This window comes from Brachybacterium timonense, from assembly GCF_900258505.1.
GTDB lineage: Bacteria > Actinomycetota > Actinomycetes > Actinomycetales > Dermabacteraceae > Brachybacterium > Brachybacterium timonense.
This window is the reverse complement of sequence record NZ_LT984895.1, coordinates 1,603,186-1,626,818: the sequence shown is the minus strand read 5'-3', so window position 1 is coordinate 1,626,818 and position 23,633 is coordinate 1,603,186. Positions and strand designations below refer to the sequence as shown.

At 68.2% G+C, this 23,633-nt stretch carries 22 protein-coding genes; 3 read left to right on the top strand and 19 right to left on the bottom strand.

From position 1 onward, the window contains the following. Positions 1–16: 16 nt before the first annotated feature. The 16 genes from C8271_RS07200 to C8271_RS07115 form a co-directional block, all read right to left on the bottom strand. Positions 17–646, bottom strand: coding sequence for a Trp biosynthesis-associated membrane protein (locus tag C8271_RS07200; protein WP_106506736.1), 630 nt, complete (start codon positions 644–646; stop codon positions 17–19). Further along, a complete protein-coding gene (locus C8271_RS07195) occupies positions 646–2,223 on the bottom strand; it encodes an anthranilate synthase component I (RefSeq protein ID WP_106506735.1) in 1,578 nt (525 codons plus the stop codon). Before C8271_RS07195 ends, C8271_RS07200 begins: the two co-directional genes overlap by 1 nt. Further along, positions 2,220–2,612: a phosphoribosyl-AMP cyclohydrolase gene (gene hisI, locus C8271_RS07190; RefSeq protein ID WP_106507942.1), complete on the bottom strand. Its 393-nt coding sequence runs from the start codon at positions 2,610–2,612 to the stop codon at positions 2,220–2,222. The genes C8271_RS07195 and hisI overlap by 4 nt, the downstream gene beginning before the upstream one ends. 5 nt (positions 2,613–2,617) lie before the next feature. After that, positions 2,618–3,826 carry a methionine adenosyltransferase gene (gene metK / locus C8271_RS07185; protein WP_106506734.1) on the bottom strand — a complete coding sequence of 403 codons (1,209 nt, stop codon included), beginning with the start codon at positions 3,824–3,826 and terminating at the stop codon, positions 2,618–2,620. Then, the gene (coaBC, locus tag C8271_RS07180) at positions 3,823–5,100 is read right to left on the bottom strand and encodes a bifunctional phosphopantothenoylcysteine decarboxylase/phosphopantothenate--cysteine ligase CoaBC (RefSeq protein WP_106506733.1); all 1,278 of its coding nucleotides are present in this window, start codon (positions 5,098–5,100) and stop codon (positions 3,823–3,825) included. Before coaBC ends, metK begins: the two co-directional genes overlap by 4 nt. 86 nt (positions 5,101–5,186) lie before the next feature. After that, complete coding sequence (rpoZ, locus tag C8271_RS07175; protein WP_106506732.1) at positions 5,187–5,555, bottom strand: DNA-directed RNA polymerase subunit omega; 369 nt, start codon at positions 5,553–5,555, stop codon at positions 5,187–5,189. 83 nt (positions 5,556–5,638) lie between these two features. Next, entirely contained in the window at positions 5,639–6,241 is a 603-nt protein-coding gene (gene gmk, locus C8271_RS13955) for a guanylate kinase (protein WP_245921008.1), read from the bottom strand. Further along, a complete protein-coding gene (gene mihF, locus C8271_RS13950; protein WP_106506731.1) occupies positions 6,238–6,564 on the bottom strand; it encodes an integration host factor, actinobacterial type in 327 nt (108 codons plus the stop codon). Before mihF ends, gmk begins: the two co-directional genes overlap by 4 nt. Positions 6,565–6,699: 135 nt before the next feature. Beyond that, positions 6,700–7,563 carry an orotidine-5'-phosphate decarboxylase gene (pyrF, locus tag C8271_RS07160; protein WP_106506730.1) on the bottom strand — a complete coding sequence of 288 codons (864 nt, stop codon included), beginning with the start codon at positions 7,561–7,563 and terminating at the stop codon, positions 6,700–6,702. Further along, on the bottom strand, positions 7,560–10,934 hold the full coding sequence (gene carB, locus C8271_RS07155) for a carbamoyl-phosphate synthase large subunit (RefSeq protein ID WP_106506729.1): 3,375 nt from the start codon (positions 10,932–10,934) through the stop codon (positions 7,560–7,562). Before carB ends, pyrF begins: the two co-directional genes overlap by 4 nt. Next, positions 10,934–12,106 carry a glutamine-hydrolyzing carbamoyl-phosphate synthase small subunit gene (carA, locus tag C8271_RS07150; RefSeq protein WP_106506728.1) on the bottom strand — a complete coding sequence of 391 codons (1,173 nt, stop codon included), beginning with the start codon at positions 12,104–12,106 and terminating at the stop codon, positions 10,934–10,936. Before carA ends, carB begins: the two co-directional genes overlap by 1 nt. Beyond that, the gene (locus tag C8271_RS07145; RefSeq protein WP_106506727.1) at positions 12,103–12,603 is read right to left on the bottom strand and encodes a PH-like domain-containing protein; all 501 of its coding nucleotides are present in this window, start codon (positions 12,601–12,603) and stop codon (positions 12,103–12,105) included. Before C8271_RS07145 ends, carA begins: the two co-directional genes overlap by 4 nt. A 1-nt stretch (position 12,604) precedes the next feature. Next, positions 12,605–13,918, bottom strand: a complete 1,314-nt coding sequence (locus C8271_RS07140) for a dihydroorotase (protein WP_106506726.1) — start codon at positions 13,916–13,918, stop codon at positions 12,605–12,607. Beyond that, positions 13,915–14,874 carry an aspartate carbamoyltransferase catalytic subunit gene (locus C8271_RS07135; RefSeq protein WP_106506725.1) on the bottom strand — a complete coding sequence of 320 codons (960 nt, stop codon included), beginning with the start codon at positions 14,872–14,874 and terminating at the stop codon, positions 13,915–13,917. The genes C8271_RS07140 and C8271_RS07135 overlap by 4 nt, the downstream gene beginning before the upstream one ends. Beyond that, complete coding sequence (pyrR, locus tag C8271_RS07130) at positions 14,871–15,476, bottom strand: bifunctional pyr operon transcriptional regulator/uracil phosphoribosyltransferase PyrR (RefSeq protein WP_106506724.1); 606 nt, start codon at positions 15,474–15,476, stop codon at positions 14,871–14,873. The genes C8271_RS07135 and pyrR overlap by 4 nt, the downstream gene beginning before the upstream one ends. A 1,178-nt stretch (positions 15,477–16,654) precedes the next feature. Further along, positions 16,655–18,640, bottom strand: a complete 1,986-nt coding sequence (locus tag C8271_RS07115) for a penicillin-binding transpeptidase domain-containing protein (protein WP_106506721.1) — start codon at positions 18,638–18,640, stop codon at positions 16,655–16,657. 84 nt (positions 18,641–18,724) lie between these two features. Between C8271_RS07115 and C8271_RS07110 the strand changes: the two genes are divergently transcribed. Further along, on the top strand, positions 18,725–19,573 hold the full coding sequence (locus tag C8271_RS07110) for a LysR family transcriptional regulator (RefSeq protein WP_106506720.1): 849 nt from the start codon (positions 18,725–18,727) through the stop codon (positions 19,571–19,573). Further along, on the top strand, positions 19,563–20,483 hold the full coding sequence (locus C8271_RS07105) for a serine hydrolase (protein ID WP_170957822.1): 921 nt from the start codon (positions 19,563–19,565) through the stop codon (positions 20,481–20,483). The genes C8271_RS07110 and C8271_RS07105 overlap by 11 nt, the downstream gene beginning before the upstream one ends. A gap of 304 nt (positions 20,484–20,787) precedes the next feature. Here C8271_RS07105 and nusB read toward each other — a convergent pair whose 3' ends face one another. From nusB to C8271_RS07090, 3 genes are all read right to left on the bottom strand, one after another. Then, positions 20,788–21,300, bottom strand: a complete 513-nt coding sequence (nusB, locus tag C8271_RS07100) for a transcription antitermination factor NusB (protein WP_170957821.1) — start codon at positions 21,298–21,300, stop codon at positions 20,788–20,790. Position 21,301: 1 nt separating this feature from the next. Beyond that, positions 21,302–21,859, bottom strand: a complete 558-nt coding sequence (efp, locus tag C8271_RS07095) for an elongation factor P (RefSeq protein WP_106506718.1) — start codon at positions 21,857–21,859, stop codon at positions 21,302–21,304. A 107-nt stretch (positions 21,860–21,966) separates the two neighbouring features. Further along, positions 21,967–22,596 (bottom strand): MarR family transcriptional regulator, encoded by a 630-nt coding sequence (locus tag C8271_RS07090; RefSeq protein ID WP_106506717.1) that lies wholly within the window; start codon positions 22,594–22,596, stop codon positions 21,967–21,969. A gap of 177 nt (positions 22,597–22,773) precedes the next feature. Between C8271_RS07090 and C8271_RS07085 the strand changes: the two genes are divergently transcribed. Beyond that, positions 22,774–23,598: a spermidine synthase gene (locus C8271_RS07085; RefSeq protein WP_106506716.1), complete on the top strand. Its 825-nt coding sequence runs from the start codon at positions 22,774–22,776 to the stop codon at positions 23,596–23,598. Positions 23,599–23,633: the final 35 nt, after the last annotated feature.

Here is a 23,633-nt window from a genome sequence, read left to right as displayed (position 1 = left end):
GGGGGTTGGTCCACGCTCATTGTGCCATGTCGGCTTCCGTCTCGGCGTCGTCGTCGCTGGGGTCCTCGTCGCTGGGGTCCTCCCCGCGCGAGAGCGCATCCCAGGCGGCCGCCGGGTCCATGCGTGGGTCAACCAGTGCGCGCGTTGCCTGTGTCGATCCGGCGTCGCGGGCATACTTCTCGCTGCGCCGCCACGCGCCCCCGGCTGCGAGAACGAGGATGCCGCAGGCGGTCACCGCGACGGCGGTGAGCAACCCAGCCCAGATCCAGCCGGTGGTCTCTGCGTCGACGGATCCGCCGATCACGCCGGTGAGGCGTGCCGCTTGCGCCGCTGCAGCCGGCGCCGGATCGACCATCAGGCTGATCACGGCGGCAGCAGCACCGAGGCCGCTGAAGGTCAGGACGGCGCCGGTGACCAGGTGCAGGCCCCGGGAGCTGAGGGACGTGGCGAGCGCGGCCGCGAGGGCAGCGATCGCGAGTGCGAGCACTGCGCCTGCTGCGTCGGACCCGATCACCTCGAGCTCCTGCACGCTGCCGGTGGCGTCCTGTGCAGCGCCGCTGAGCCACGTCGTCCGCGTGCTCGCTATCAGTGCTGCCGCAGCCACGAGGCTCAGCAGCACCGAGGCGCGGCGGGATAGAGACCTCATCACGCCCGTCGCACCGAGGCGGCGATTGCGACGGCTCGCAGCGCGGCAGCTGCTTTGGACTGCGATTCACGGTGCTCCATCGTGGGCACGGAGTCGGCCACGACTCCCCCGCCGGCCTGCACATGCGCTGTACCGTCTTTCAGCACCGCGGTGCGGATGGCGATCGCCATATCCATGTCTCCAGCAAAGTCGATGTAGCCCACTGTGCCGCCGTACACGCCGCGGCGCACCGGCTCGAGCCGGTCGATAATGCGCATCGCCGAGGGTTTCGGGGCGCCGGACAGTGTCCCGGCGGGGAAGGTCGCGCGCAGAGCATCGTAGGCAGTGGCATCCTCACGCATCGTCCCGGTGACGGTCGAGACGATGTGCTGGATGTGGCTGAACCGCTCGATGTGCATGAAGTCGCGAACCACCACGGTGCCCGGGTCGCAGATCTTCTGTAGGTCATTACGGGCCAGGTCCACGAGCATGAGGTGCTCGGAACGCTCCTTGGGGTCAGCAAGAAGCTCCTGCGCGAGGCGGTCATCATGGTCGGGGTCCGCGCCGCGAGGCCGGGAGCCAGCGATGGGGTGCGTGGTGGCGCGCCCGCGACGCACGGTCACGAGGGATTCGGGACTCGCGCCAACCACGTCGAGGGGCCGGCCCGCACCGTCGACGGTGCGCAGCAGGTACATGTAGGGGCTCGGGTTCATCCGCCGCAGCACGCGGTACACATCCAACGGGTCGGCCTCAACCGGCACAGTGAAGCGCTGCGAGGGCACCACCTGGAAGATCTCACCGTCGACGATGTCCTGCACGGCTTCGCGCACGGCGGCTTCGAACTCGGCCTGCGTGCTACGGGCGACGGCCGACGTGTCAGTGACGGGCTCGTACACAAGCGCGCCGGCATCGAGGGGACGGCGCAGACGCTCGACCATGTGTTCCAGTCGTTGCACGGCCGCGTCGTAGGCGGCGTCGGCGCCGTCTGCGGTCCCGTTGAGGTTCAGTGCGTTGGCGACCAGGACGATGGTGGAGTCGTGGGCGTCGTGGACGACGACGTCCTGCGCCAGGAGCAAGGAGACATCCGGCACGCCGATCTCATCCGGTGGCGCATCCGGCAGCGTCTCCCAATGGCGCACCGCGTCGTAGGCGATCAGCCCGATCATGCCACCGGTGAAGGGGGGCAAGCCTTCCCGGGGGACGGCACGGAACGCTGCGGTGAGGTCGGCGAGCACATCAAGCGGATGCTCCGCTTCGGACACTCCCTGTGGCGCCTGACCGAACCAGCGGGCACGCCCCTCGTGTTCGGTGAGGACAGCGACGGCGGGGGCACCGATGATCGAGTACCGGGACGCGTCCCCTTCCCCGGCAGATTCCAGCAGGAAGGTGCCGCGTCCGTCGGTGCCATCGGTCAGACGACGGTACAGGGAGATCGGGGTGTCTTCGTCGGCCAGCAGGCGGATCGTGATCGGCACGATGCGCTGGGTGGTGGCGAGGGCGCGGAAGGTCTCCCGGTCCGGCGAGATCACGCCCAGACGGTCCGGCTCGACGCCGCCGACGCGTTCGGGGTAGGCCTCGACGGCTGAGGGCGTGCTCATTGCTGGTTCTCCGTCCCGGTCGGTGCGTCGGCGCGGAGGTCCCCGCCGTCGAAGCAGGTGGTGGTGTTGCGGTGGCAGGCCGGGCCCACCTGCTCGACCTGCAGCAGCAGGGTGTCGCCGTCGCAGTCGAGCTGTGTCGCGCGCACATGCTGCACGTGACCGCTCGTCTCACCCTTACGCCACAGCTCTCGGCGGGAGCGAGACCAATAGGTGGCATACCCCGTGGTGAGGGTCAGGTGGAGCGCCTGTGGACTCATCCAGGCGACCATGAGAACCGCCCCGCTGGTGGCGTCCTGCACGACGGCTGGGAGCAGGCCGGCAGCGTCCCAGCGAACCCGCTGGGCAATCTCCGGATCGAGGTCGCTCGTGACGCTCTCACACGCGTGCATGGCTGTCACAGGGCTGCCTGCAGCGCGTCGACCAGGTCGGTGCGCTCCCAGGTGAACTCCGGCAGTTCGCGCCCGAAGTGACCGTGGGCGGCGGTCTTGCGGTAGATCGGGCGCAGCAGGTCGAGGTCCCGGATGATCGCGGCGGGGCGCAGGTCGACGGTCTGCTCGATCGCGCGGGCGATGCGGCTGTCGGGGATGCGTCCGGTGCCGAACGTCTCCACGTAGATGCCCACCGGTTCAGCGACGCCGATCGCGTACCCGACCTGTACCTCGCAGCGGTCGGCGAGTCCGGCGGCGACCACATTCTTGGCCACGTGACGCATGGCATAGGCGCCGGAGCGGTCGACCTTCGAGGGGTCCTTGCCGGAGAACGCTCCCCCACCGTGGCGGGCCATGCCTCCATACGTGTCGACAATGATCTTGCGGCCAGTGAGCCCGGCGTCGCTCGTCGGTCCGCCGATCACGAAGCGCCCGGACGGGTTCAGGTGGAAGCGCGTCCGGCTCGTGTCCAGGCCCTGGTCACGCAGCTCGGCGAGCACAGGTTCGATCACGATCTCCCGCAGATCGGGCCGTAGCGTGCCGGGCACGTCCACGCCGTCGGCATGTTGGGTAGAGACCACCACAGTGTCCACAGCGCGCGGGATGCCATCATCGTCGTACCCAATCGTGACCTGAGCCTTTCCATCGGGACGCAGGTACGGAACCGTGCCGTCACGCCGCACAGCAGACAGGCGCTCGGTCAGCGCATGCGCCGCGTGGATCGGAAGCGGCATCAGCTCCGGAGTGTCCCGGCAGGCATACCCGAACATCAGGCCCTGATCGCCGGCACCGAGCCGAGACAGCGGATCCTCATCGCCGCTCTCACGAGCACTGAACGACTCGTCGACCCCGGAGGCGATGTCGCCGCTCTGAGCGCCGATCGAGATCATCACCCCGCAGGAGTCGGCATCGAATCCCTTCTCGGAGGAGTCGTAGCCGATCTCGCGGATCACATCCCGCACAACGGTGTCCACATCGGTGTGCCCGCAGGTGCGCACCTCACCGGCCACATGGACGAGCCCCGTGGTCACCAGCGTCTCGACGGCGACGCGGGCTGCCGGGTCTTGCGCGAGCATGTCGTCGAGGATGGCATCGGAGATCTGGTCACAGATCTTGTCGGGGTGCCCCTCTGTGACGGACTCGGATGTGAAGCGGCGAAGCGAGCTCGAGGTCATGCGGACCAGGGTACGTCGCCGCGCTGACGAACGACGGCGCTGAGCGCGTCGAGGACAGCATGAGCGACCTGCTGCTTGCTGCCGTCTGCAGCCGTGATCTCCGAGCCGTTGGCGTCGAGGATCCGGACCCGGTTGGCATCGGAGCCGAAGACGCCGGTGGTGACGTCGTTGAACACGAGCAGGTCTGCGCCTTTGCGGCGGGCTTTCTCGCGGGCGAGCTCGAGGGCACTGGTCTGCTCCGAGCCGGTTTCTGCTGCGAAGCCGACGATGGCGGGGCGGGTGACGTCGCCGCGCTCTTCCACGGTGCTGCGCAGGATGTCCTCGGTGCGGCGCAACGGGATCTGCGGCGCGTCCTGGTCGTCGGTCTTCTTGATCTTGGCGTTCGCGCGCTCGAGCGGGGTGAAGTCCGCGACGGCGGCCGCCATGATCACCACGTCGACGCTGCGCCTGTGCACGGCGACCTGCTCGGCAAGCTCCTGGGCGGAGGTGACGTCGATGCGTTCGGCGCCTGGTGGCGTCTCCAGTTCGCAGTTCGCTGCAAGCAACGTGACGCGGGCGCCTCGGGCGAGAGCGGCGTGGGCAAGTGCCCAGCCCTGTCGTCCGGATGAACGGTTGGCGATGTATCGGACGGGGTCGATCTCTTCGCGGGTGCCGCCAGCGGTGATCAGGACATGTGCACCGGCCAGGTCGCGCCGGATGGCGCCGGTCTCCTCACGCGGCGAGGTGATCGCGGCGCCGAGGGCTGCCAGGACGGCGTCGGGTTCGGGCAGACGCCCGGCGCCGGTGTCCGATCCGGTGAGTTGGCCGATGGCGGGTTCGAGCACGGTCACGCCGCGCTCACGGAGGACACGGACGTTCTCCTGTGTCGCGGGATGCTGCCACATCTCGGTGTGCATGGCAGGGGCGAGCACCACGGGCGCTTGCGTGACCAGCAGGGATGCGGCCAGCAGGTCGTCGGCGCGGCCTGCCCGAGCGCGCGCGATGAGGTCAGCGGTGGCGGGGACAACGGCGACCAGGTCGGCCTGTTGGCCGAGTTCGACGTGCGCGACGTGGTCGACGTCGTCGAACACGCTCGTGAGCACGGGGCGATGGCTCAGTGCTTCCCAGGTGGCGCGGCCCACGAATTCGAGAGACGCCTCCGTGGGCACAACCCGGACGTCGGCGCCGGCGGCCAGCAGGCCACGCAGCACATGGGCCGCCTTGTACGCGGCGATGCCGCCGGAGACACCGAGCAGCACCCGGGCTCCCTGAAGACTCGTACGGGGCTGCGACATGGCACCTCCCAAGGGTGGTCAGTGACGCCGGTGCACACTCATCGGCACGAACAACTCGCGGGTGCGCGGCGAGGAATCAGGAGGGGTCAGTACGAGAAATCAGCGGGCGGCGCCTCGGGGGCGTCGTCACCGAGCTCGAGCGGGGCGGGGCCGGGCTCAGCCAGCTCCTCCTCCTGCGCGGCGGCAGCCTCGACCTCGTCGATGTCGCGGGCCACCAGCAGGCCCTCATCGATCTCGCGCAGCGCGACCGACAGCGGCTTCTCCTGGTTCTCGACGTCGACCAGCGGGCCCACGAACTCGAGCAGTCCCTCGGAAAGCTGAGCGTAGTAGGCGTTGATCTGACGAGCACGCTGCGCGGAGTACAGCACGAGCGCGTACTTCGAATCGACGTTCTCGAGGAGGCGGTCGATCGGCGGGGTCGTGGTGCCCTCAGGCTGGGCGACGGTTCCGGACACGGACGTCCCTTCGACGATGGTGGATGCGACTGTTCAGGATACGCCCCTGACGGAGCGATATCGAGGGGGCAGCGCGCTGCGGTTCAGGTGAGGTCCCGCACGCCCATGAGGGCGGCGAGCTCGTCGGCGGCCTGCTCGACGGTGTCGTTGACGATCGTGCGATCGAACTCGGGCTCGGCTGCGAGCTCAACGCGGGCGGTGCGCAGACGTCGCTCGCGCTCCTCGGCGTCTTCTGTACCCCGGCCGACGAGACGCGCCACGAGCGCGTCCCAGTCCGGCGGCGCAAGGAAGACGAAGAGCGCTTCGGGCATAGTGCGGCGCACCTGCCGGGCGCCGTCGAGGTCGATCTCCAGCAGCACCGGCCGACCGGCCGTGATCATGTCCTCGACCGGGCCGCGAGGGGTTCCATAGCGGTGGCGGCCGTGCACGGTGGCCCATTCGAGCATGCGATCGGCTTCGACGAGGCGCGTGAACTCGTCCTCGCTCACGAAGCGATAGTGCACACCATCGATCTCTCCGGGTCGCGGCGGCCGCGTGGTGGCGGAGACGGACAACCAGATCTGCGGATAGCGCTCACGGATCGCGGCGGAGACCGTGCCCTTGCCCACGGCGGTGGGGCCGGCGAGCACAGTGACCGGGGCCGGCGCCTTGGCGGCACCGGCCCCGGCAATGTTCGAAGAGGTCACTCCGAGAAGTGTGCGACGAGCTTGTCTGCCTGATGCGAGCCCAGGCCGCGGATCTTGCGAGACGGCGAGATGCCGATCTCCTCCATGATCTGCTGAGCCTTCACCTTGCCGACGCCCGGCAGGGCCTCCAGGAGGGCGGCCACGCGCAGACGCCCGACGACCTCGTTGGTCTCGGCCTCCTTGAGGACCTTTGCGATCTCCTCGCCGCGACGACCGGCGGAGTCCTTCAGGCGAGCCTTGATGGCGGCGCGCTCACGACGAGCCTCAGCGGCCTTCTTGAGGGCCTCGGCGCGCTGCTCGGGAGTAAGGGGAGGGAGAGCCACGGTGTTACCTCTTGTTCTCTCTGCTTCGTGGACATGGGACCCGCAGGTCCCGGTGTGGGTAGAGCGTAACCCCCATCGCGTGGCACGGAGCACTTTCGGGGCAGAAAACCTGCCGGTGGGCTGCCGTCAGGGGGCTCAGGGGTGCTGTGCTCGCAGCTCGATCAGGCGCTCGCTGAGGGCCTCGGGATCAGGCCCGGCCGCGGCCAGAGACCGGGAGATGCTGACCAGCACGCGAGCCGACGCAGACCCGAAGACTTCGGACATCTGTGCAGGTCCCGCGCCCTGTGCACCGAATCCAGGGGCGAGCAGAGGCACCGTCGGCGCCACGTGGTCCAGACCCAATTCCCGGAAGGCGGATCCGACCGTGGCACCCACCACCAGTCCGACACTCCCCCAGGTGGCGTCAGCGCTGTGACCGTGAGCCTCAGCGAACTGTGCGATCACGCGCGCTATCGGCGTGTCGCCCGTGGTGCGGGCGTGTTGGACCTGCGGCCCGTCGGGATTGGAGGTGAGGGCCAGCAGGAACGCCCCTTTGCCGTGTTCGAGCGCGAGGTCGAGCGCCGGCTCTAGCGACCCTGTGCCAAGGAAGGGGCTCAGGGTGATCGCGTCGGCCTCCAGTGGTGCGCCCGGACGCAGGTGCGCATCGGCGTAGGCGGCCATTGTTGAGCCGATGTCTCCCCGTTTGACGTCGAGGATCGTGAGTACGCCGCGTTCGCGAGCGTCGGCCAGCAGCTCCTCCAACACGGCCGTTCCTCGCGACCCGTGTCGCTCGAAAAAGGCGGACTGCGGCTTGATCGCGGCGCACCGACCCGTGGCTGCTTCGAGCATGGTGCGGGCGAAGATGCGCAGGCCATGAGGGGTATCCGGCAGGCCCCAGACATCCAGCAGGGGTGGATGCGGATCGATGCCGGCGACGATCCGTCCCTGTGCGGCCACGGATTCCTGCACAAGCGCACCGAAAGAGCGCGTTGGGATCGCTGATTGCGCTGTTGTGCTCATGCAGCACCGCCCTGACCACAGGCCTGCGTGATCGCTGCTCGGGCAGAGCGCATATCCGCGGCGTGCTCCTGCAGACTGCGCACCGCGAGCGGCTCCTCCGGTAGCGCCTCGATGGCTTGAACCGCGGCCTGGAATTCCTGCAGCGTCGTGATCATCGGGATGTCCATGGATGTGGCGGCGGCGCGGATCGCATACCCATCGGCGCGCGCACGGGACCCCGACGGCGTGTTCAGCACGATGGAGACATCTCCGGACTCGATCAGGTCGATCACAGTGGGGCCGTCGCCTGCCTGCGACTTCTTGCGCAGCACCCGACACGGGATGCCGGAGCGGCGCAGTACCCGGCCGGTTCCGCTCGTGGTGAGGATCTCGAATCCGAGCGCAGCCAGGCGGGCCACAGGCAGCACGACGGCCCGCTTATCGCGGTCTGCCACCGAGACGAAGAGGGAACCGGCTGTGGGCAGGCCCCCTCCGCTGATGGCGAGCTGCGACTTGGCGAAGGCCAGCGGGAAGGTGGAGTCCAGCCCCATCACCTCTCCGGTCGACCGCATCTCGGGTCCGAGCAGGGAGTCGACGGCGCGGCCCTGGGCGGTGCGGAACCGTTTGAACGGCAACACAGCTTCCTTCACCGCGATCGGGGCACCGTCGGGAAGATCGGTGCAGTCCCCTGCCGGCGGGAGAATGCCGTTGCGGCGCAGTTGCGCAATGCTCTGCCCAGCCATGACAAGGGAAGCAGCCTGCGCGAGCGGGACGCCCGTGGCCTTCGCCACGAACGGGACGGTGCGGGAGGCCCGAGGATTCGCCTCCAGTACGTACAGCACGTCGTGGGCCAGCGCGTACTGGACGTTGATCAAGCCCCGTACGCCGACGCCGTCCGCCAGCAACCGCGTGGAGGCGACGATCTGCTCGAGCACCGCGTCACCAAGCGCGATCGGCGGCAGCGTGCACGCGGAGTCACCGGAATGAACGCCGGCCTCCTCGATGTGCTCCATGATGCCGCCGACGTACAGGTCCTCCCCGTCGTACAGGGCGTCGACGTCGATTTCGGTGGCGGTGTCCAGGAAGCGGTCGATCAGGATCGGTGCCTCGGCGCGGCCGCCTTCGGGCAGGTTACGGGCGACGTAGTCGACCAGCCCGGCCTCGTCGTAGACGATCTCCATGCCGCGTCCGCCCAGCACATAGCTGGGGCGCACGAGCACCGGGTACCCCACCTCGCGAGCGGTCTCGATCGCATCCGCAAGCGCCCACGCCGTGCCGTAGGGCGGAGCGGGCAGGTCGGCGTCGGCGAGAACGGAGCCGAAGTGGCCGCGATCCTCTGCGGCATCGATCGCGGCGGGCGACGTGCCGATGATCGGCAGTCCTGCCTGCTCGAGGCGACGCGCGAGCTTCAGCGGAGTCTGGCCGCCGAGCTGGACGATCACGCCGGCCACGGGCCCGGCGGCTTTTTCCGCCTCGTACACCTCAACCACGTCCTCGAAGGTGAGCGGTTCGAAGTAGAGGCGGTCAGCAACGTCGTAATCCGTGGAAACGGTCTCCGGGTTGCAGTTGATCATCACGGTCTCGTACGGCTCCTCCAATGGCCCGTCGACGCCAAGCGCGATGGCGGCGTGCACGCACGAGTAGTCGAACTCAATGCCCTGCCCGATCCGGTTGGGGCCGGACCCCAGGATGAGGACCGCGGGCCGTTCACGAGGCTGGACCTCGGTCTCCTGGTCGTAGCTGGAGTAGTGGTACGGGGTACGGGAGGCGAACTCCCCTGCGCAGGTGTCGACGGTCTTGTAGACAGGGTTCAGACCGAGCGCTTCGCGCACCCCTTTGATCACGTCGCCGTGCACGCCGTGCAGTTGGCCGATCTGATCATCGGAGAGCCCGTTACGCTTGGCGAGCCGAAGCAGCGGCACATCGAGCACGTCTGCCTCACTGATCGCGTGTGCGATCCGCTCAACGTGCACGAGCTGGTCCAGGAACCAGCGGTCCATGGAGGTCGCCTCCACCAGGGCGTCAACCGTGTCGTCGAGATCCACCACGCCACTGACGGCGGCGCGCAGCACACGAGAGATGGTGACCAGCCGCTCCGCTGTGGGCACGCGGGTGGACTCGATCAGCCCGGCAACCTCGACCGCATCCGCGATCGGTGTGTCGTAGCGAGGCTGCGAACCGGGCACATCCACGGAGCGCTGCGCCTTGCCGAGCGCTTCGGTGAAGGAGCGGCCGATGGCCATCGCCTCGCCCACGGACTTCATGGTGGTGGTGAGCGTGGCGTCAGCCGCGGGGAACTTCTCGAAGGCGAAGCGGGGAACCTTCACCACCACGTAGTCGAGGGCGGGCTCGAAGCTCGCCGGGGTTGTGCCGGTGATGTCGTTGCGGATCTCGTCGAGCGTGTAGCCGATCGCAACGCGCGCCGCGATCTTCGCGATCGGGAAGCCGGTGGCTTTCGAGGCGAGCGCGGAGGAGCGAGAGACACGCGGGTTCATTTCGATGACGACGACCCGCCCGGTGGTGGGGTGCACAGCGAACTGGACGTTGCATCCGCCGGTATCAACGCCCACCTCGCGGATGACGCCGATACCGAGGTCCCGCAGGTGCTGCAGCTCCGTGTCAGTGAGGGTCATGGCGGGAGCGACCGTCACGGAATCACCGGTGTGGACGCCGACAGGATCGACGTTCTCGATGGAGCAGATCACGACGCAGTTGTCGTTGCCGTCGCGCATCAGCTCGAGCTCGAACTCCTTCCAGCCCAGGATCGACTCCTCGAGGAGCACCTCCGTGGTGGGCGAGTAGTGCAGGCCGGCACCGGCGATGCGGCGCAGGTCGGCTTCGTCGTAGGCCATGCCGGAGCCCAGGCCGCCCATGGTGAAGCTCGGGCGCACCACCATCGGGTAGCCCAGTTCCTCGGCGGCATCAAGGCATTCATCCATGCTGTGGCATATGCGGGAGCGAGCGGATTCGCCACCGACGGCGTCGACGACCTCCTTGAAGCGCTGCCGGTCCTCTGCCTTCTGGATCGCGTCGATGCTGGCGCCGATGATCTCGACACCGAACTCCTCGAGCGTGCCCGCCTCGTGGAGGGCGATCGCGGCGTTCAGCGCGGTCTGCCCGCCGAGGGTGGGCAGGATCGCGTCGGGACGCTCCTTGGCGATGATCGAACGGATCACGTCCGGGTCGATCGGCTCGATGTAGGTGACGTCGGCGACCTCAGGGTCAGTCATGATCGTGGCCGGGTTGGAGTTGACGAGGATGACGCGCAGGCCCTCCTCGCGCAGCACGCGGCAGGCCTGCGTGCCGGAGTAGTCGAACTCGGCGGCTTGCCCGATGACGATGGGGCCGGAGCCGATGACCAGAACGGATGAGAGGTCGGTGCGGCAGGGCATCAGGACTCCTTCTGCTCGGCAACGCGCTGCGCGCCGATCATGTCAACGAACCGGTCGAACAGGTCAGTGGCATCGTGGGGGCCCGACGCCGCTTCCGGGTGGAACTGGACAGAGAACGCCGGGATGTCCAGGCAGCGGATCCCTTCGACCACATCATCGTTCAGCCCCACGTGGGAGACGACGACGCGTCCATAGCGGCCATCGGCGTGGGGTGCCACATGCTCGCCGTCCAGGGGGACGTCCACAGCAAAGCCGTGATTCTGGGCGGTGATCTGCACCGCGCCGGTCTCACGGTCCATCACCGGTTGATTCACACCGCGGTGGCCGAAACGCAGCTTGTAGGTGCCAAAGCCGAGCGCGCGGCCGAGCAGCTGATTACCGAAGCAGATCCCGAAGAAGGGCAGCCCCGCATCGAGCACGCCGCGCAGCACCGCCACCTGATGGTCGGCGGTGGCCGGGTCGCCCGGCCCATTGGAGTAGAAGACGGCGTCAGGGTGCAGCGCCAGTAGTTCTTCAAGCGTGGTGGAGGCGGGCAGCAGGTGCACCCGCAGTCCACGCTGTACGAGCTGACGGGGCGTGGCTCCCTTGATGCCCAGGTCGAGCGCGGCAACGCTCCCGATCGGCTCTCCGTCAGGTTCGATGACGACGGGCTGAGCGATGGTGACCTCGTCGAGGAAGCTGGCGCCGCTCATAGCGGGTGCCTCACGCACCTGCGTCAGCAGTTCAGCGTCGGTGGCCTCGAGAGCTTTTCCGGAGAACACTCCCCCGCGCATCGAGCCGTACTCGCGCAGGATACGGGTGATCATGCGGGTGTCAATGTCGCTGATGCCCACGACGTCGTGGGTCTCAAGCAGCTCGTCGAGGGTCTGCTCACTGCGGTGGGAAGAGGCGATGCGGCTGGCTTCCCGCACCGCGTAGCCACGAACCCAAATGCGGGCGGACTCCATGTCGGCGGCGTTGGCGCCGGTGTTGCCGATGTGCGGGGCGGTCTGCACGACGATCTGTCCGGCGTAGGAGGGGTCGGTGAGGGTCTCCTGGTATCCGGTCATCCCGGTGGCGAAGACGACTTCACCCAGGCGGGCGCCGCGGGCACCGTAGGCGCTGCCGCGCACGATGGTGCCGTCCTCGAGGACGAGCACAGCGGGGTCGGGCAGGAGCGATGAGTGCGTCATGCGGGATCCTTCCGGGTCAGCAGGAGGTCGTGGTCGGCGCGGCGGGCCATGCGGAAGCCGGTATCAAGACGGGTAGCGTCGGGGCCGTGGTGCCAGCGGATGACGAACAGTCCGGCGCCGCCCACAGCTTTGCCCGCCATGCCGGAGGCGCTGGCGAGGTCGAGCACCTGATCGCCGGGGATGGTGAAGGACGCAGCGCCGTCACGCTGGATCCGCCACGAGCCATGAGTGCCTCGGCTGAGCCGGGCGCGGGCGCGGGCCCCGAGACCGTGGGCGACGACGCGTTCGAGGGGCTGATCGGCGAGCACTGTGCTGACGTACACGGCGTCGAACGGGCCGACGTCGATGCCACCGTCCAGGGCGGTGAGGTCCTCATCCCGTGCGGGGGCGGGCAGGTGGCTCTGAGCGGCGGCGCGACGCCGCCAGCCGAGCCGCATCAGGGCGAGCACGCCCAGGAACAGTGCGATGAGTACGAGAACAGGGATAACGCGGTCCATGTCAGTGCGCCACCAGCTGCCCGTCGCGCACGGTTACGCGGCCGCGCAGCACCGTGAGGCGGTTCGCGCCGGGCAGCTCACGGCCGGCGAAGGGCGAGTTGCGGCTATGGGAGGCGTGCGTGGCAGGGTCCACGGTGCTGTTGGAAGTGGGGTCCCACAGCAGGAGGTTCGCCGGTTCGCCCGCGGCGAGGGGACGCCCGTGGTCGGTGTCCCGACCGATGCGGGCAGGGGTCTCGGACAGCACGCGGGCAACGTCGCGCCAGTTCAGGCGGCCGGTGTCGACCATGGTGGATTGCACAATGCTGAGGGCAGTCTCCAGCCCGGTCATGCCCATGGCGGCGCGATCCCATTCGCAGTCCTTCGCATCACGCGGATGCGGTGCGTGGTCGGTGGCGACGATGTCGATGGTGCCGTCGGCGAGGCCTTCGCGCACGGCTTCCACGTCCGCGGCGGTGCGCAGCGGCGGGTTCACCTTGAAGCGGGCGTCGTAGCCGCGCACCAGCTCGTCGGTGAGCAGCAGATGGTGGGGGGTGACTTCAGCGGTCACGTCGATGCCTCGCTGCTTGGCCCAGCGGATGATGTCCACGCTGCCAGCGGTGGACAGATGGCACACGTGTAGACGGGAGCCGACGTGGTGGGCCAGCAGCACGTCGCGGGCGATGACCGATTCTTCGGCGACGGCCGGCCAGCCGCTCAGTCCAAGATCTGCAGAAACGCTGCCTTCGTGCATCTGAGCGCCTTCGGTCAGGCGCGGGTCCTGCGCATGCTGGGCAACGACCCCGTCGAATACTTTCACGTATTCGAGGGCGCGACGCATGAGCACAGGGTCGTGCACGCACTTGCCGTCATCGCTGAACACGCGCACACGGGCACGTGAACGCGCCATCGCGTCCAGCTCGGCCAGGCGCTCGCCGCCCAGACCCACGGTCACGGCGCCGACGGGTCGCACATCGCACCACCCGGCGTCAGCACCGGCGGCATGCACTTGCTCGACGACGCCGGCGGTGTCAGCCACCGGGGTGGTGTTCGCCATGGCATGCACGGCGGTGAAGCCGCCGCGGGCTGCAGCACGGGTGCCGGTCTCGATGGTCTCCGCCTCTTCACCGCCGGGCTCGCGCAGGTGGGTGTGGAGGTCGACCAGGCCCGGCAGGAGCACGCACCCGTCGGCCTGAATGATCTCGGCTTTCCCGATCTCCTCGTCGCCCAGGCGCTCGGCGCTCACAGCGGCGATGTGTCCCTCGCGCACGAGCAGGTCAACGGGATTCTCGCCGTATATATGTGCGCCGCGGATCAGCAGGTCGTCGGTGGTGCTCATCGGGTCTGCTCCTGGGTTTGGTCTCCGGCGAGGAGGTGGTAGAGGACGGACATGCGCACGACGACCCCGGCGGCGACCTGTTCGGTGATGACGCTGCGCGGCGAATCGGCGACGGAGCCGGCGATCTCGAGGCCGCGGTTGATGGGGCCGGGGTGCAGGACGATCGCGTGCTCGGGCAGGCGGTCGGCGCGGATATCGGTGAGGCCGTAGCGGCGCACGTACTCCCCTTCGGTGGGGAAGAATCCACCGCCGATCATGCGTTCACGCTGGACGCGCAGCATCATGATGGCGTCGGGCTTCAGCGCGAGGGCCTCGTCGAGGTCATCGAGGATCCGGCAGGGCCAGCCGCTCGCGCCGACGGGCATGAGTGCGGGTGGGGCGACGAGAGTGACGTCGGCTCCGAGCAGCGTCAGCAGCTGCACGTTGGAGCGGGCGACACGGGAGTGGAGGATGTCGCCGACGATGACGATGTGGGCGCCGGCGAGGTCGCCGTGGACGTTCCCGGGCCGCAGGTGCCGACGCAGGGTGAAGGCGTCGAGCAGTGCCTGGGTGGGGTGCTGGTGGGCACCGTCGCCGGCGTTGACGATCGGTTGATCGATCCAGCCGGCATGCGCGAGGCGATGGGCGGCGCCGCTGGAGGAGGAGCGGACTACCACGAGATCAGCGCCCATGGCCTGGAGGGTGAGGGCGGTGTCCTTGAGGGATTCGCCCTTGGAGACGCTGGAGCCTTTTGCGGAGAAGTTGATGACGTCTGCGGAGAGCCGCTTGGCGGCGGCCTCGAAACTGATCCGGGTGCGGGTGGAGTCTTCGAAGAAGAGGTTCACCACGGTGGAGCCGAGCAGCGCCGGAAGTTTGCGGATGGAGCGCTCTTGGGTTTCGGCCATGTGCTCAGCGGTGGCGAGCAGGGCGATGGCGTCCTCGCGACGCAGGTCTTCGATGCTGATGAGGTGCTTCATGCCTGCTGCTCCTCGCGTGTGGTGGGCGCCGCGGGACGGTGGATGACGACGGCGTCTGCGCCGTCGGTCTCGCGCAGGGTGACGCTCACTCGTTCGCTACGGGAGGTCGGCAGATTCTTGCCGACGTGGTCGGCGCGGATCGGCAGTTCGCGATGGCCGCGGTCAACGAGCACGGCAAGACGCACGGCAGCGGGTCGGCCGACGGCAGCGAGGGCATCGAGGGCGGCGCGGATGGTGCGACCGGAGTAGAGCACGTCGTCGACCAGGACGACAATCTTCCCGTCGATGCCGCCGCGTGGGATCCGGGTGGGGCCGGGGGCGCGGGTAGGACGCGAGCGCAGGTCGTCGCGGTGCATCGTGATGTCCAGGGAACCGACGAGCTCATCGAGCGTCGGAGCGGGGGCGCCGTCGCGGGTCTCGGCGGCGCGGATCAGTTCGCCGAGCCGGTGTGCGAGGGGCACACCGCGGTGTGGGATGCCGAGCAGCACGAGCTGGTCGGCGCCGTGTCCACTCTCGAGGATCTCATGGGCGATGCGGGTGAGGGCACGGCGGATCTCGTCCTCGCCGAGCACCTGCGTCCGCGTGGCGGGGCCGGTGGTCATATCTCTCCCTTCCACGCCTCACAGGACGTGTCGTTAAAGGGTTCGGACGATCGTGCCGAGGAGCACGATCGGGATCGAGTCTAGTCCTCCCGGCTGGCCGGAGTCGCGTCCGCCGAGGACTGGGACGACGCGAGCCCCGTCACGTCAGCGAGAGCACACAGGTCATTTGGAACAGTCCGACGGCCGGAAAGCTCGATGCCCGCCTCGCAACCCCTGCACCTGTACTGCACCTCCGACCCACGACGGCCGGCGATGTCGGCCAGATGATGGTCGAGGATCGTCGGAAACTCGTGTGGTGTGAGGAGGCAAGGTGAACGCGCAGAGGAGACGCCCGCGGACTGCCGAGTCGCGTTCCGCAGCATTACCCGGGTATCGCAGCACCATACATCCACGCGTCCGCCGGAGGGGCGGGCACAGGCCACGCCGCCCAGACGGAGAGCCCAAGGAGTACGAGCATGCAGATCACGTCGGCCATGCGAGAGCGAGAGGGACGCGGAGAGGAGTCTTCGCAAAAGGGGCCGATGCCTGCAGCCTCGTCCGGGCCCTGTCGGCACAGGACGAGATGAACCCCGGCAACCGCCACTCCACCCGGGACCGACCCAGCGACGGCCGCCGCGATAAAGAGGAGTGGAAAGGTCATGGCTGCGACCGAAACCGTCACGATCAGTCCCAGGAGAAGCTCACCGCCCGCGAGGTACCACGCGGCACGGCTTGCGTGCCCTTCGACGCGAAGTGAGTTCCACGCCATGATTCCTGCCGCAAGTGCGGGCACCACTCCCCCGGCGAGGCCGATGGGGATCGAGGCCGCGGCGAGCACGCTGCCGGCTACGGCCGAGCAGATGGGCGCGCCCAGAAGTACAAGGCACGTGGAGAGTGAGAGTGCCCGCGGCCGGGACCTGTGGCGACGCTCCCTAACCGTCTGCGTCGTGCTGAGATCAAGACCCGTGACAATCCAACCCGACAGAACTGCGCCACAACAGGCAAGAGCGATCATGCGATAGTGCATTCGCGGTTCGCGCCACAGATCCACGCAGGTCGTGTCGTTGCAGTCGAATGCCCAAGCGGGGTCCTGGCCGAGCGCTGAAGCGTGGATTCCTGTGACCACGAGGACGACAGGTGCAAGACCGAGCATCGTCGCACCGACCACGGCAGGGTGCGGCATCCAGCGAGACATGCGCTCACTCGCTGTGAACAGCATCAAGGAACCGCTTCGCCAGGGGTGCGGCAGTGCGTGATCCATAGTCTCCCGTCTCGACGAAGACGGAAAATGCCAGGTCGCCCTGTCCGACGATCACCCAGGAGTGAAGCCGGATCTCTCCGCCGTCCACCCATTGCGCTGTCCCGGTCTTCGCATGGACGGGAGCGCCCGGGTAGTCGCCGAAGAGAGAGCTGAGTCCGCCGTAAGTCACGACGCCGCGAAGCATGCCGCGCAGACACTCCGCTTCCTCTCGGGTAAGGGGGCTCCCCGGCTCGTCCGCAGGCTCGGTGGGGTTGATGAGGATCTGCGGCGTGACCGTGCGGCCGGCCATCACCGAAGCCATCACGTCCGCCATCACGAGAGGGGAGGCGAGCACGCGGCCCTGGCCCATCATGGCTGCGACATGTTCGGTGCCCGTGTCGGCAGGGTCCACGGAGCCCATGAAGCAGTCCAGACCCACACCCGCCTTTAGACCGATCCCCAGCGAGGCAGCTGAGTCTGCGAGCAGCTCCTGGCTGACACGGTCGTGCTCCAGGAGCAAGGCGGTGTTACACGAGTGCGCGATCGCATCTTTCAACGGCATCGGCCCGAAATGAGCGGGATCCATCCGATCCGCGTTCTTGAACGAACGACCTTCAATGGTCGCCTTCGCGGGACACTCTACGACGGTGTCCGGCGTGTCTCCCAGGCGCAGCATCGACAGCGCGGTAATCGTCTTGAATGTCGACCCCGGTGCGTACTGGCCCACGAGGCCGATCGGGTACTCCTGTCCGGTGGGTCCGAGCGCGGCGGCCAGAAGACCTCCGTCCGAGGGGCGAACGACGCAGATCGACGAGGGCGCCTCAGCGTCTGCGAGGACGGATGTCGCCATTCGCTGGAGTCCGGAGTCGAGGGTGATCAGGACATCCTCGCCGTCAACGACAGGGAGTCGGTGCAGTTCCTCGGAGGACGAGCCTCGCGCGGGCACCCTGGTTATCGTTCGCCCGGGCGTGCCGAGCAGGGTCGTCCCGAACGCCGCGCAGATGCCCCCACTGCCGACGAGGTCCCCAGCGGCGAGCTGCCCGTCACTATCCTCGATATCCTCGGCCGTGGCCTCCCTGAGCGAACCGAGCACCCCGGGGGCGAAGCCCTTCTCGACTGCCAAAGCCGCGACGGCGTCCTGCTGGAGGCAGCCGGGCACGTCATCGGCAGCATCGAGGTTGTAGTCGCCGGCACTCTCCTCCCGGATTCGAAGTGCTGTGACGAACGCCTTCGGCCCGCTTGCCTCCACTCGTGCCCGAAAGGCGTCGGGATCGATCCCCAGGACTCGTGCGAGATCGACCGCCGAGTCGCCGACGTCGCCGTGCTGTAGGGACCCTTTGTCGATCCCCACGTCGATCACCGCGGTGGGCCCGTAGACCTGCAGGCCTCTGGCATCAAGGATCCTGCCCATGGCCGGCTGGACGGTGCGGACCTCCAGGCGATCACCCTCCTTCGCTCCCGGCACAAGTGCCTCGATCGGCAGGGTGGTCACCCAGCCCTCATCGCCGCGGGCCAACGTCACCACGGTCGTGTAGGTCCAGGGGGCTTGCCCCCGGCCGAGACCCCAGCTCCACGCAAGATGCAGCGAGAGCTGATCCGCCCCGCCTTCCTGCCGAGTCAGCTCGATCGTAGGCTCGCCGAGCGTCTCCCTCAGGGCACCCACAGTGGCGGCGAAGCGCTCGGCGGCCGAATGCCGCTCCGACGCATCCAGCGGCGCCCCGTCCAGGTCGCCCGCGCGCAGCGCTGTGAGGAGGGACGCCGTCTCGGAGCTCGCGTCGCCCTTTTTGTGCCGATACCAGGAGATACCGGTACCTGCCCCTGCCGCGGCGAGCAGCGCCCCCGACCCGAGGACGGCGCGGCGAGAGGGCCGACGGGGATGGGTGGGTCGCGCACTCGTCTCCGACGTCCCGGTCCGCGATCGGTGCCTGCCTGGTCTTCGTGTCATGTGCACAGCGTGACGACCCCCGAGCGATACGTCCAATATGCATATGATGGCCCGGCGTACATTCTCTAGATATAGGAGGAGATCATGGACCTTCTCCGTCACCTGGATCTCTTCGAAGCAGTCGCCGAGGAGGAGCATTTCGGGCGAGCGGCACAGGCGGTCGGCATGGCGCAGCCACCGATGTCTCAAGCTATCCGGCGCCTCGAGAAGGAGCTGGGATGCACCTTGTTCGAACGAACGCCACGTGGTGCGCAGCTGACGGACGCCGGACGGCGAGTGCTCCAGGAGTCGACGCGGGTGCGCGACGGTGTAGAACGCTTGAGGGCCGCGGCGCTGTCCGACGCCCGGACTCCGCTGGAGCTTCTCGTCGATCCCGGATGTCCTCAGGAGTGGGCGACCCGACTCGTCACGACGGCCGTCGCCGCAGGCACGGACATCCGCCTCCGTGCATGTCCGACGATGGACGCCGTGATGCGCATCCGGGAGCACGGCGGAGTCGCACTCGTACTCGCCCCGGTGCGGACGGAAGGCCTGCGGGTTTCCCAGGTCGCATCATGTCGGCTCTGGGAGCTGCTCCCCGACGCGTCGCCGCTGCCGCCTCGCCACGTGCTCGTCCATGAGAGCCCTCCCGCGCCGGCCCTCCGTACGATCGCCGCTGACCTCCGTGCCCAAGGGATGGTCGGCTCCTTCACAGCCGAAGGGCGCTTGAGCGTCGTGGCCGGCCTCCGCGCTGGACACCTGACACGTGCACTGTCGATCGGCAGACCGCCGTGGCCGAGCGCCTGGACCGAAGGACTCTCCGTCCGTGCGCTCCCGGAGCACGTGGCAGCGAGATTCCAGCTCATCGCACGCAGGGATGAGCGCAGCCGGGACGTGCATGAGGCATGGACTCCGCTTCAGACCACCCTGGCCTCACTCACTCATGATGACTGAAGCCATCAGCGGGAGGACGGCCGGAGCAGTTCCGGCCGTCGTCAGCGCCTTGGAGATCGCCGACGGACTGGGTATCGACCTGTCATTCTGCGCGCACCGCATCGACGGCGCCGGGCCGATCCTGAGCCATCGGCGGGACGCGTTATGGCCGGGAGCATCGCTGTACAAACTGCCGGCCGCCATTGCCCTCTACCGGGCCAGAGGCTCGCGCCTGTCTGAGCCGGTGCGCGTGCATCCCGACCAGCGAGTGAACGGAGGCGTCGGGCTGTCCCTCATCGAGGATCCCGTCACTGTCACGTGGCGCGAGCTCATGCGTTTCATGCTCGTGGGATCCGACAACACCTCCGCCGACCTCATCCTGAGGGAGGTCGGCATCGCCGCTGTCGACGACGTCGCCCACGACGCGTCCATGCGTCGCTCGTGCATCGCCAGCACCGCCGATACCGTCCGACTCGCCGTCGAGACAGCCCGGAGGGACAGCCCCTTCACCTCCGGCCCCGACATCGACGACGACCTGCTCGAATTCACGCGAAGGGATCGCGTCCTCGGTTCGCTCACGACTGCCGCTGATCAGGTGCGGCTGCTCAGCGCGCTGTGGAACGGGACGCTGATGGACAGGGTCGGCACGGACATGGTCTGCGGCATGCTGGCACAGCAGTTCGTTCCGACCCGGATCAGCAGAACGCTGTGCTACCCGGGCGTAAGCGTCGCCGAGAAGACCGGTTCTTGGGGCCCGTTTCGCCACGACAGCGCCGTGGTCACGCATGACGGCGAGGTGCCGATCGCGGTCAGCGTCCTCACCCGCAGCCTCGATTTCGACCGTCTGATTCCAGCCGTCGACGACGGGATCGGAGCGATCGCCGCATCGATCGTCGACGGGATCCGGTCGGAGCCCTTGAACCGGCGCTGACGACTCGCAGCGCGGTCAGTGACCCGTCCCTCCCTGCCTCTTCAGAGCCGAACGCACGTCCCCAGGTCCCGACCGAACGCCACGCTCACCTGGGGCGGCCAGCCCGATCGACACCGCGACCGTCATGACCCCGGTCGCTCTCGCCACCTGACACCCCGCCCGCTCCAGTGCCATCAGGTCAGCACCTCGATCGAGCAACAGTCACTAAGGAATGCGTGCCCGCAACCCGCCGATCCACGGCTCTCCTGCGCAACGAGCCCCGTCACGTCGGTGACGGGGCTCGTGGTGGATATCGGCGGGCGGCTCAGCCGAGGAGGTCAGCCACGTCGGCCAAGCGCTGCAGGAGACCGTTCACGAAGCGCGGTGAGGAATCCGTGGAGAGCACGTCGGCGATCTTCACGTACTCCCCGATGATCGCGGGACGTTCCGCCGCCGACACGTCGTGCAGCAGTTCGGCGGCGCCCAGGCGCAGCAGCGCCCGGTCAACGGCCGGCATGCGGCGCAAGGGCCAGTCGCGGGCGTGGGTCGAGAGCTGTTCATCGATCTCGTCGGCGTGTTCAGCGTGCAGGCGCACCAGGTGTGCGGCCCTATCGGGCAGCGCGGTCTGGGCTGCGGTGCGCACCAGACGCTCCTCAAGCACAGCCAGTTCGTCCATACCGCGGGCGTCGGCTTCGAAGAGCACATCCACCGCGCGGATGCGCTCTCGGGTGCGGGAGGAGAGCCGCTGCGTGCTGCCGGGGATCGTGCGTTCGAACGACACGTCCTCGCCGTCGCGAGCGGGCAGGGGCAACCCCGGGTCGCGCGTGGAGTCCGTCACCTCAGGCGCGTCCAAGGTAGTCGCCCGTGCGCGTATCGACCTTCACCTTGGTGCCCTGGTCAAGGAACAGCGGCACCTGGATCTCGCGGCCGGTCTCCAGCGTGGCGGGCTTGGTGCCGCCATTGGAACGGTCACCCTGCAGCCCGGGCTCGGTGAAGGTGATCTCGAGCGTCACGGAGGCGGGCAGCTCGACGTACAGCACGGTGCCCTCATGGAAGGCGACCACGGCATCCTGGCCCTCGAGCATGAAGTCCTTCGCGTCACCGACGATGTCGGCGGACACGTTAACCTGCTCCCAGGTGGTGGTGTCCATGAAGACGAACATGTCACCGTCGAGGTACGAGTACTGCATGTCGCGCTTATCGACGTTGGCTGTCTTGACCTTCACGCCGGCGTTGAAGGTCTTCTCGACGGTCTTGCCGGACAGGACGTTCTTGAGCTTGGTGCGCACGAAAGCAGGGCCCTTGCCCGGCTTCACGTGCTGAAACTCGACCACGCTCCAGAGCTGACCCTCGAGGTCCAGCACCATTCCGTTCTTGAGATCGTTCGTCGTCGCCATGAGTCTCCTCGGCCATGCCGCGGACGCGTGGGGGTCCGGGCGGATGTTCAGGGGTGTATGCGCCAGCGGGCGCACCGCACTCCAGGATAGCGCTCGCGGCCGTCAGATCAGCGCGTGCTGCGATCCGTGGGCGCAGACGTGAGGTCGATCATGGACAACAGGCGCTCAAGCAGCGGGTAGGCCGCGCTTTCCTCGCGCCAGCCACTGGTCTGCAGGGAGCGGGAGACTGTCTGCTGGGTGACGCCGAGGTGATCGGCGAGCTGCTGCTGTGTCCAGTCGGGATGTTCTCGCACGGCGCGGGCGACCCGCCACTGGCCGCGGTTGCGGGTGGCGATCATCCAGCCGATCAGGCGCAGCACAGCCTGGGCGTCATGCGCGGTCTCGGCCTGGCGGGGATCGGCGGCGCGGATCGCAACCGGCACCTGACTGGTGGTGGCGGCGATGTGCAGCGCATCCTGTGCGGCCTGTATGGCGGGCCCCTCGAGAGCTCGCAGTTCAGCGGGCAGCGGATGCACCACGTCGCCGATGCCCAGACCGATCCGCCAGGCCCCCTCTTCGCGGGCGGCACGGATCGCGTCCAGGGCAGTGCTTGCGCGGTCAGCCACGGCGATGGCCTCCCGTCCGATAGTGCGCTCGGGACCGCCCCGCAAGCCCAGCGGAGCAAGGGTCTGCGCGAGCGCGGGAATCGGGTCCTCGCTCGAGGCACGACGGGGCGGGGCGAACAGCAGCACATACATGATGCCGACGGTACCGACCCGCCACAGCCGATCACTGCATTTCTGCAGTGTCGGAGAGTACGCATGTAAACCATTGTCATGATGCACGCGGTGCAGCCAGCCAGACGCGCGGTGCAGCCAGCCAGACGCGCGGTGCAGCCAGCCAGACGCGCGGTGCAGTCCGTCAGAATGGCGTGCATGAGCATCTCCTCTGTCCCGTGCCCGCGTCAGATCCGGCTCTCCTCCAGTGGGATCGAAGCGGCGATCATGGGTGATGAGGTCGTCGGCGGATGGGCGCTGTGGCTCGGCGACGTCGAGCAGTCTCATGTCGACATCGAGGATCCGTCGGTGATCCGGCACGAGTACCTGCGGCGCATGGCGACCGTTCTCGACACTCTGCGGCCCGTCGGCGAGCCGATCAGCGTGCTGCATCTGGGAGCTGGGGCGCTCACTCTCCCCCGCTACGTCCAGCACACCCGGCCCCGCAGCGCGCAGACCGTCATCGAGATCGAACGGGAGCTCGTGGACTTCGTAACCTCCACACTGCCTCTTCCGCCCGGCACGCGCCTTCATGCCCTGCACGGCGACGCCCGTGAGGTCTGCCAGACGCTCCCCGATGGGACATTCGATGCGGTAGTGATGGATATCTTCACCGGGGAGGAATCCCCCGACCATCTGGCCTGCACCGCCTTCTACACCGACCTGTTGCGGTTGCTGCGCGCCGACGGGGCACTGCTCATCAACGTGGGTGACGATCCGCCGCTGCGCTTCGCGGGCACACAGATCCAGACGCTGGACGATGCCTGCGATGCGGCGGGACTTGCCGGGCCGTGGGTGCTTGCCGACGCCTCCATGCTGACCGGCCGTTACCCCGGCAACCTCGTGCTTGCAGCAGGCGGCACCCTGAACGGCACGGCAGCCGACACCCAGCGCGCCGCCTGGGAGGCCGCCGGGCCACATCCAGCAGCTGTGTTGGATCCGCACGCTGCTCGGGGGTTCGCGGCCGAACGCGTCGCCGGCTGAACGGCAACGGCCCTCATCGCGGACTCCCCCGGCCA

Excerpts from the sequence above, each read along its gene's own strand:
- C8271_RS07145 (WP_106506727.1), bottom strand. The coding sequence starts at position 12,603 with ATGGACCGCGTTATCCCTGTTCTCGTACTCATCGCACTGTTCCTGGGC.
- C8271_RS07110 (WP_106506720.1), top strand. The coding sequence starts at position 18,725 with ATGGACCTTCTCCGTCACCTGGATCTCTTCGAAGCAGTCGCCGAGGAG.
- efp (WP_106506718.1), bottom strand. The coding sequence starts at position 21,859 with ATGGCGACGACGAACGATCTCAAGAACGGAATGGTGCTGGACCTCGAG.
- C8271_RS07090 (WP_106506717.1), bottom strand. The coding sequence starts at position 22,596 with ATGTATGTGCTGCTGTTCGCCCCGCCCCGTCGTGCCTCGAGCGAGGAC.
- pyrF (WP_106506730.1), bottom strand. The coding sequence starts at position 7,563 with ATGAGCACAACAGCGCAATCAGCGATCCCAACGCGCTCTTTCGGTGCG.
- C8271_RS07195 (WP_106506735.1), bottom strand. The coding sequence starts at position 2,223 with ATGAGCACGCCCTCAGCCGTCGAGGCCTACCCCGAACGCGTCGGCGGC.
- C8271_RS07140 (WP_106506726.1), bottom strand. The coding sequence starts at position 13,918 with ATGAGCACCACCGACGACCTGCTGATCCGCGGCGCACATATATACGGC.
- C8271_RS07085 (WP_106506716.1), top strand. The coding sequence starts at position 22,774 with ATGAGCATCTCCTCTGTCCCGTGCCCGCGTCAGATCCGGCTCTCCTCC.
- coaBC (WP_106506733.1), bottom strand. The coding sequence starts at position 5,100 with ATGTCGCAGCCCCGTACGAGTCTTCAGGGAGCCCGGGTGCTGCTCGGT.
- metK (WP_106506734.1), bottom strand. The coding sequence starts at position 3,826 with ATGACCTCGAGCTCGCTTCGCCGCTTCACATCCGAGTCCGTCACAGAG.
- C8271_RS07135 (WP_106506725.1), bottom strand. The coding sequence starts at position 14,874 with ATGAAGCACCTCATCAGCATCGAAGACCTGCGTCGCGAGGACGCCATC.
- C8271_RS07105 (WP_170957822.1), top strand. The coding sequence starts at position 19,563 with ATGATGACTGAAGCCATCAGCGGGAGGACGGCCGGAGCAGTTCCGGCC.
- C8271_RS07200 (WP_106506736.1), bottom strand. The coding sequence starts at position 646 with ATGAGGTCTCTATCCCGCCGCGCCTCGGTGCTGCTGAGCCTCGTGGCT.
- hisI (WP_106507942.1), bottom strand. The coding sequence starts at position 2,612 with ATGCACGCGTGTGAGAGCGTCACGAGCGACCTCGATCCGGAGATTGCC.
- C8271_RS07115 (WP_106506721.1), bottom strand. The coding sequence starts at position 18,640 with ATGACACGAAGACCAGGCAGGCACCGATCGCGGACCGGGACGTCGGAG.
- pyrR (WP_106506724.1), bottom strand. The coding sequence starts at position 15,476 with ATGACCACCGGCCCCGCCACGCGGACGCAGGTGCTCGGCGAGGACGAG.
- carA (WP_106506728.1), bottom strand. The coding sequence starts at position 12,106 with ATGACGCACTCATCGCTCCTGCCCGACCCCGCTGTGCTCGTCCTCGAG.
- carB (WP_106506729.1), bottom strand. The coding sequence starts at position 10,934 with ATGCCCTGCCGCACCGACCTCTCATCCGTTCTGGTCATCGGCTCCGGC.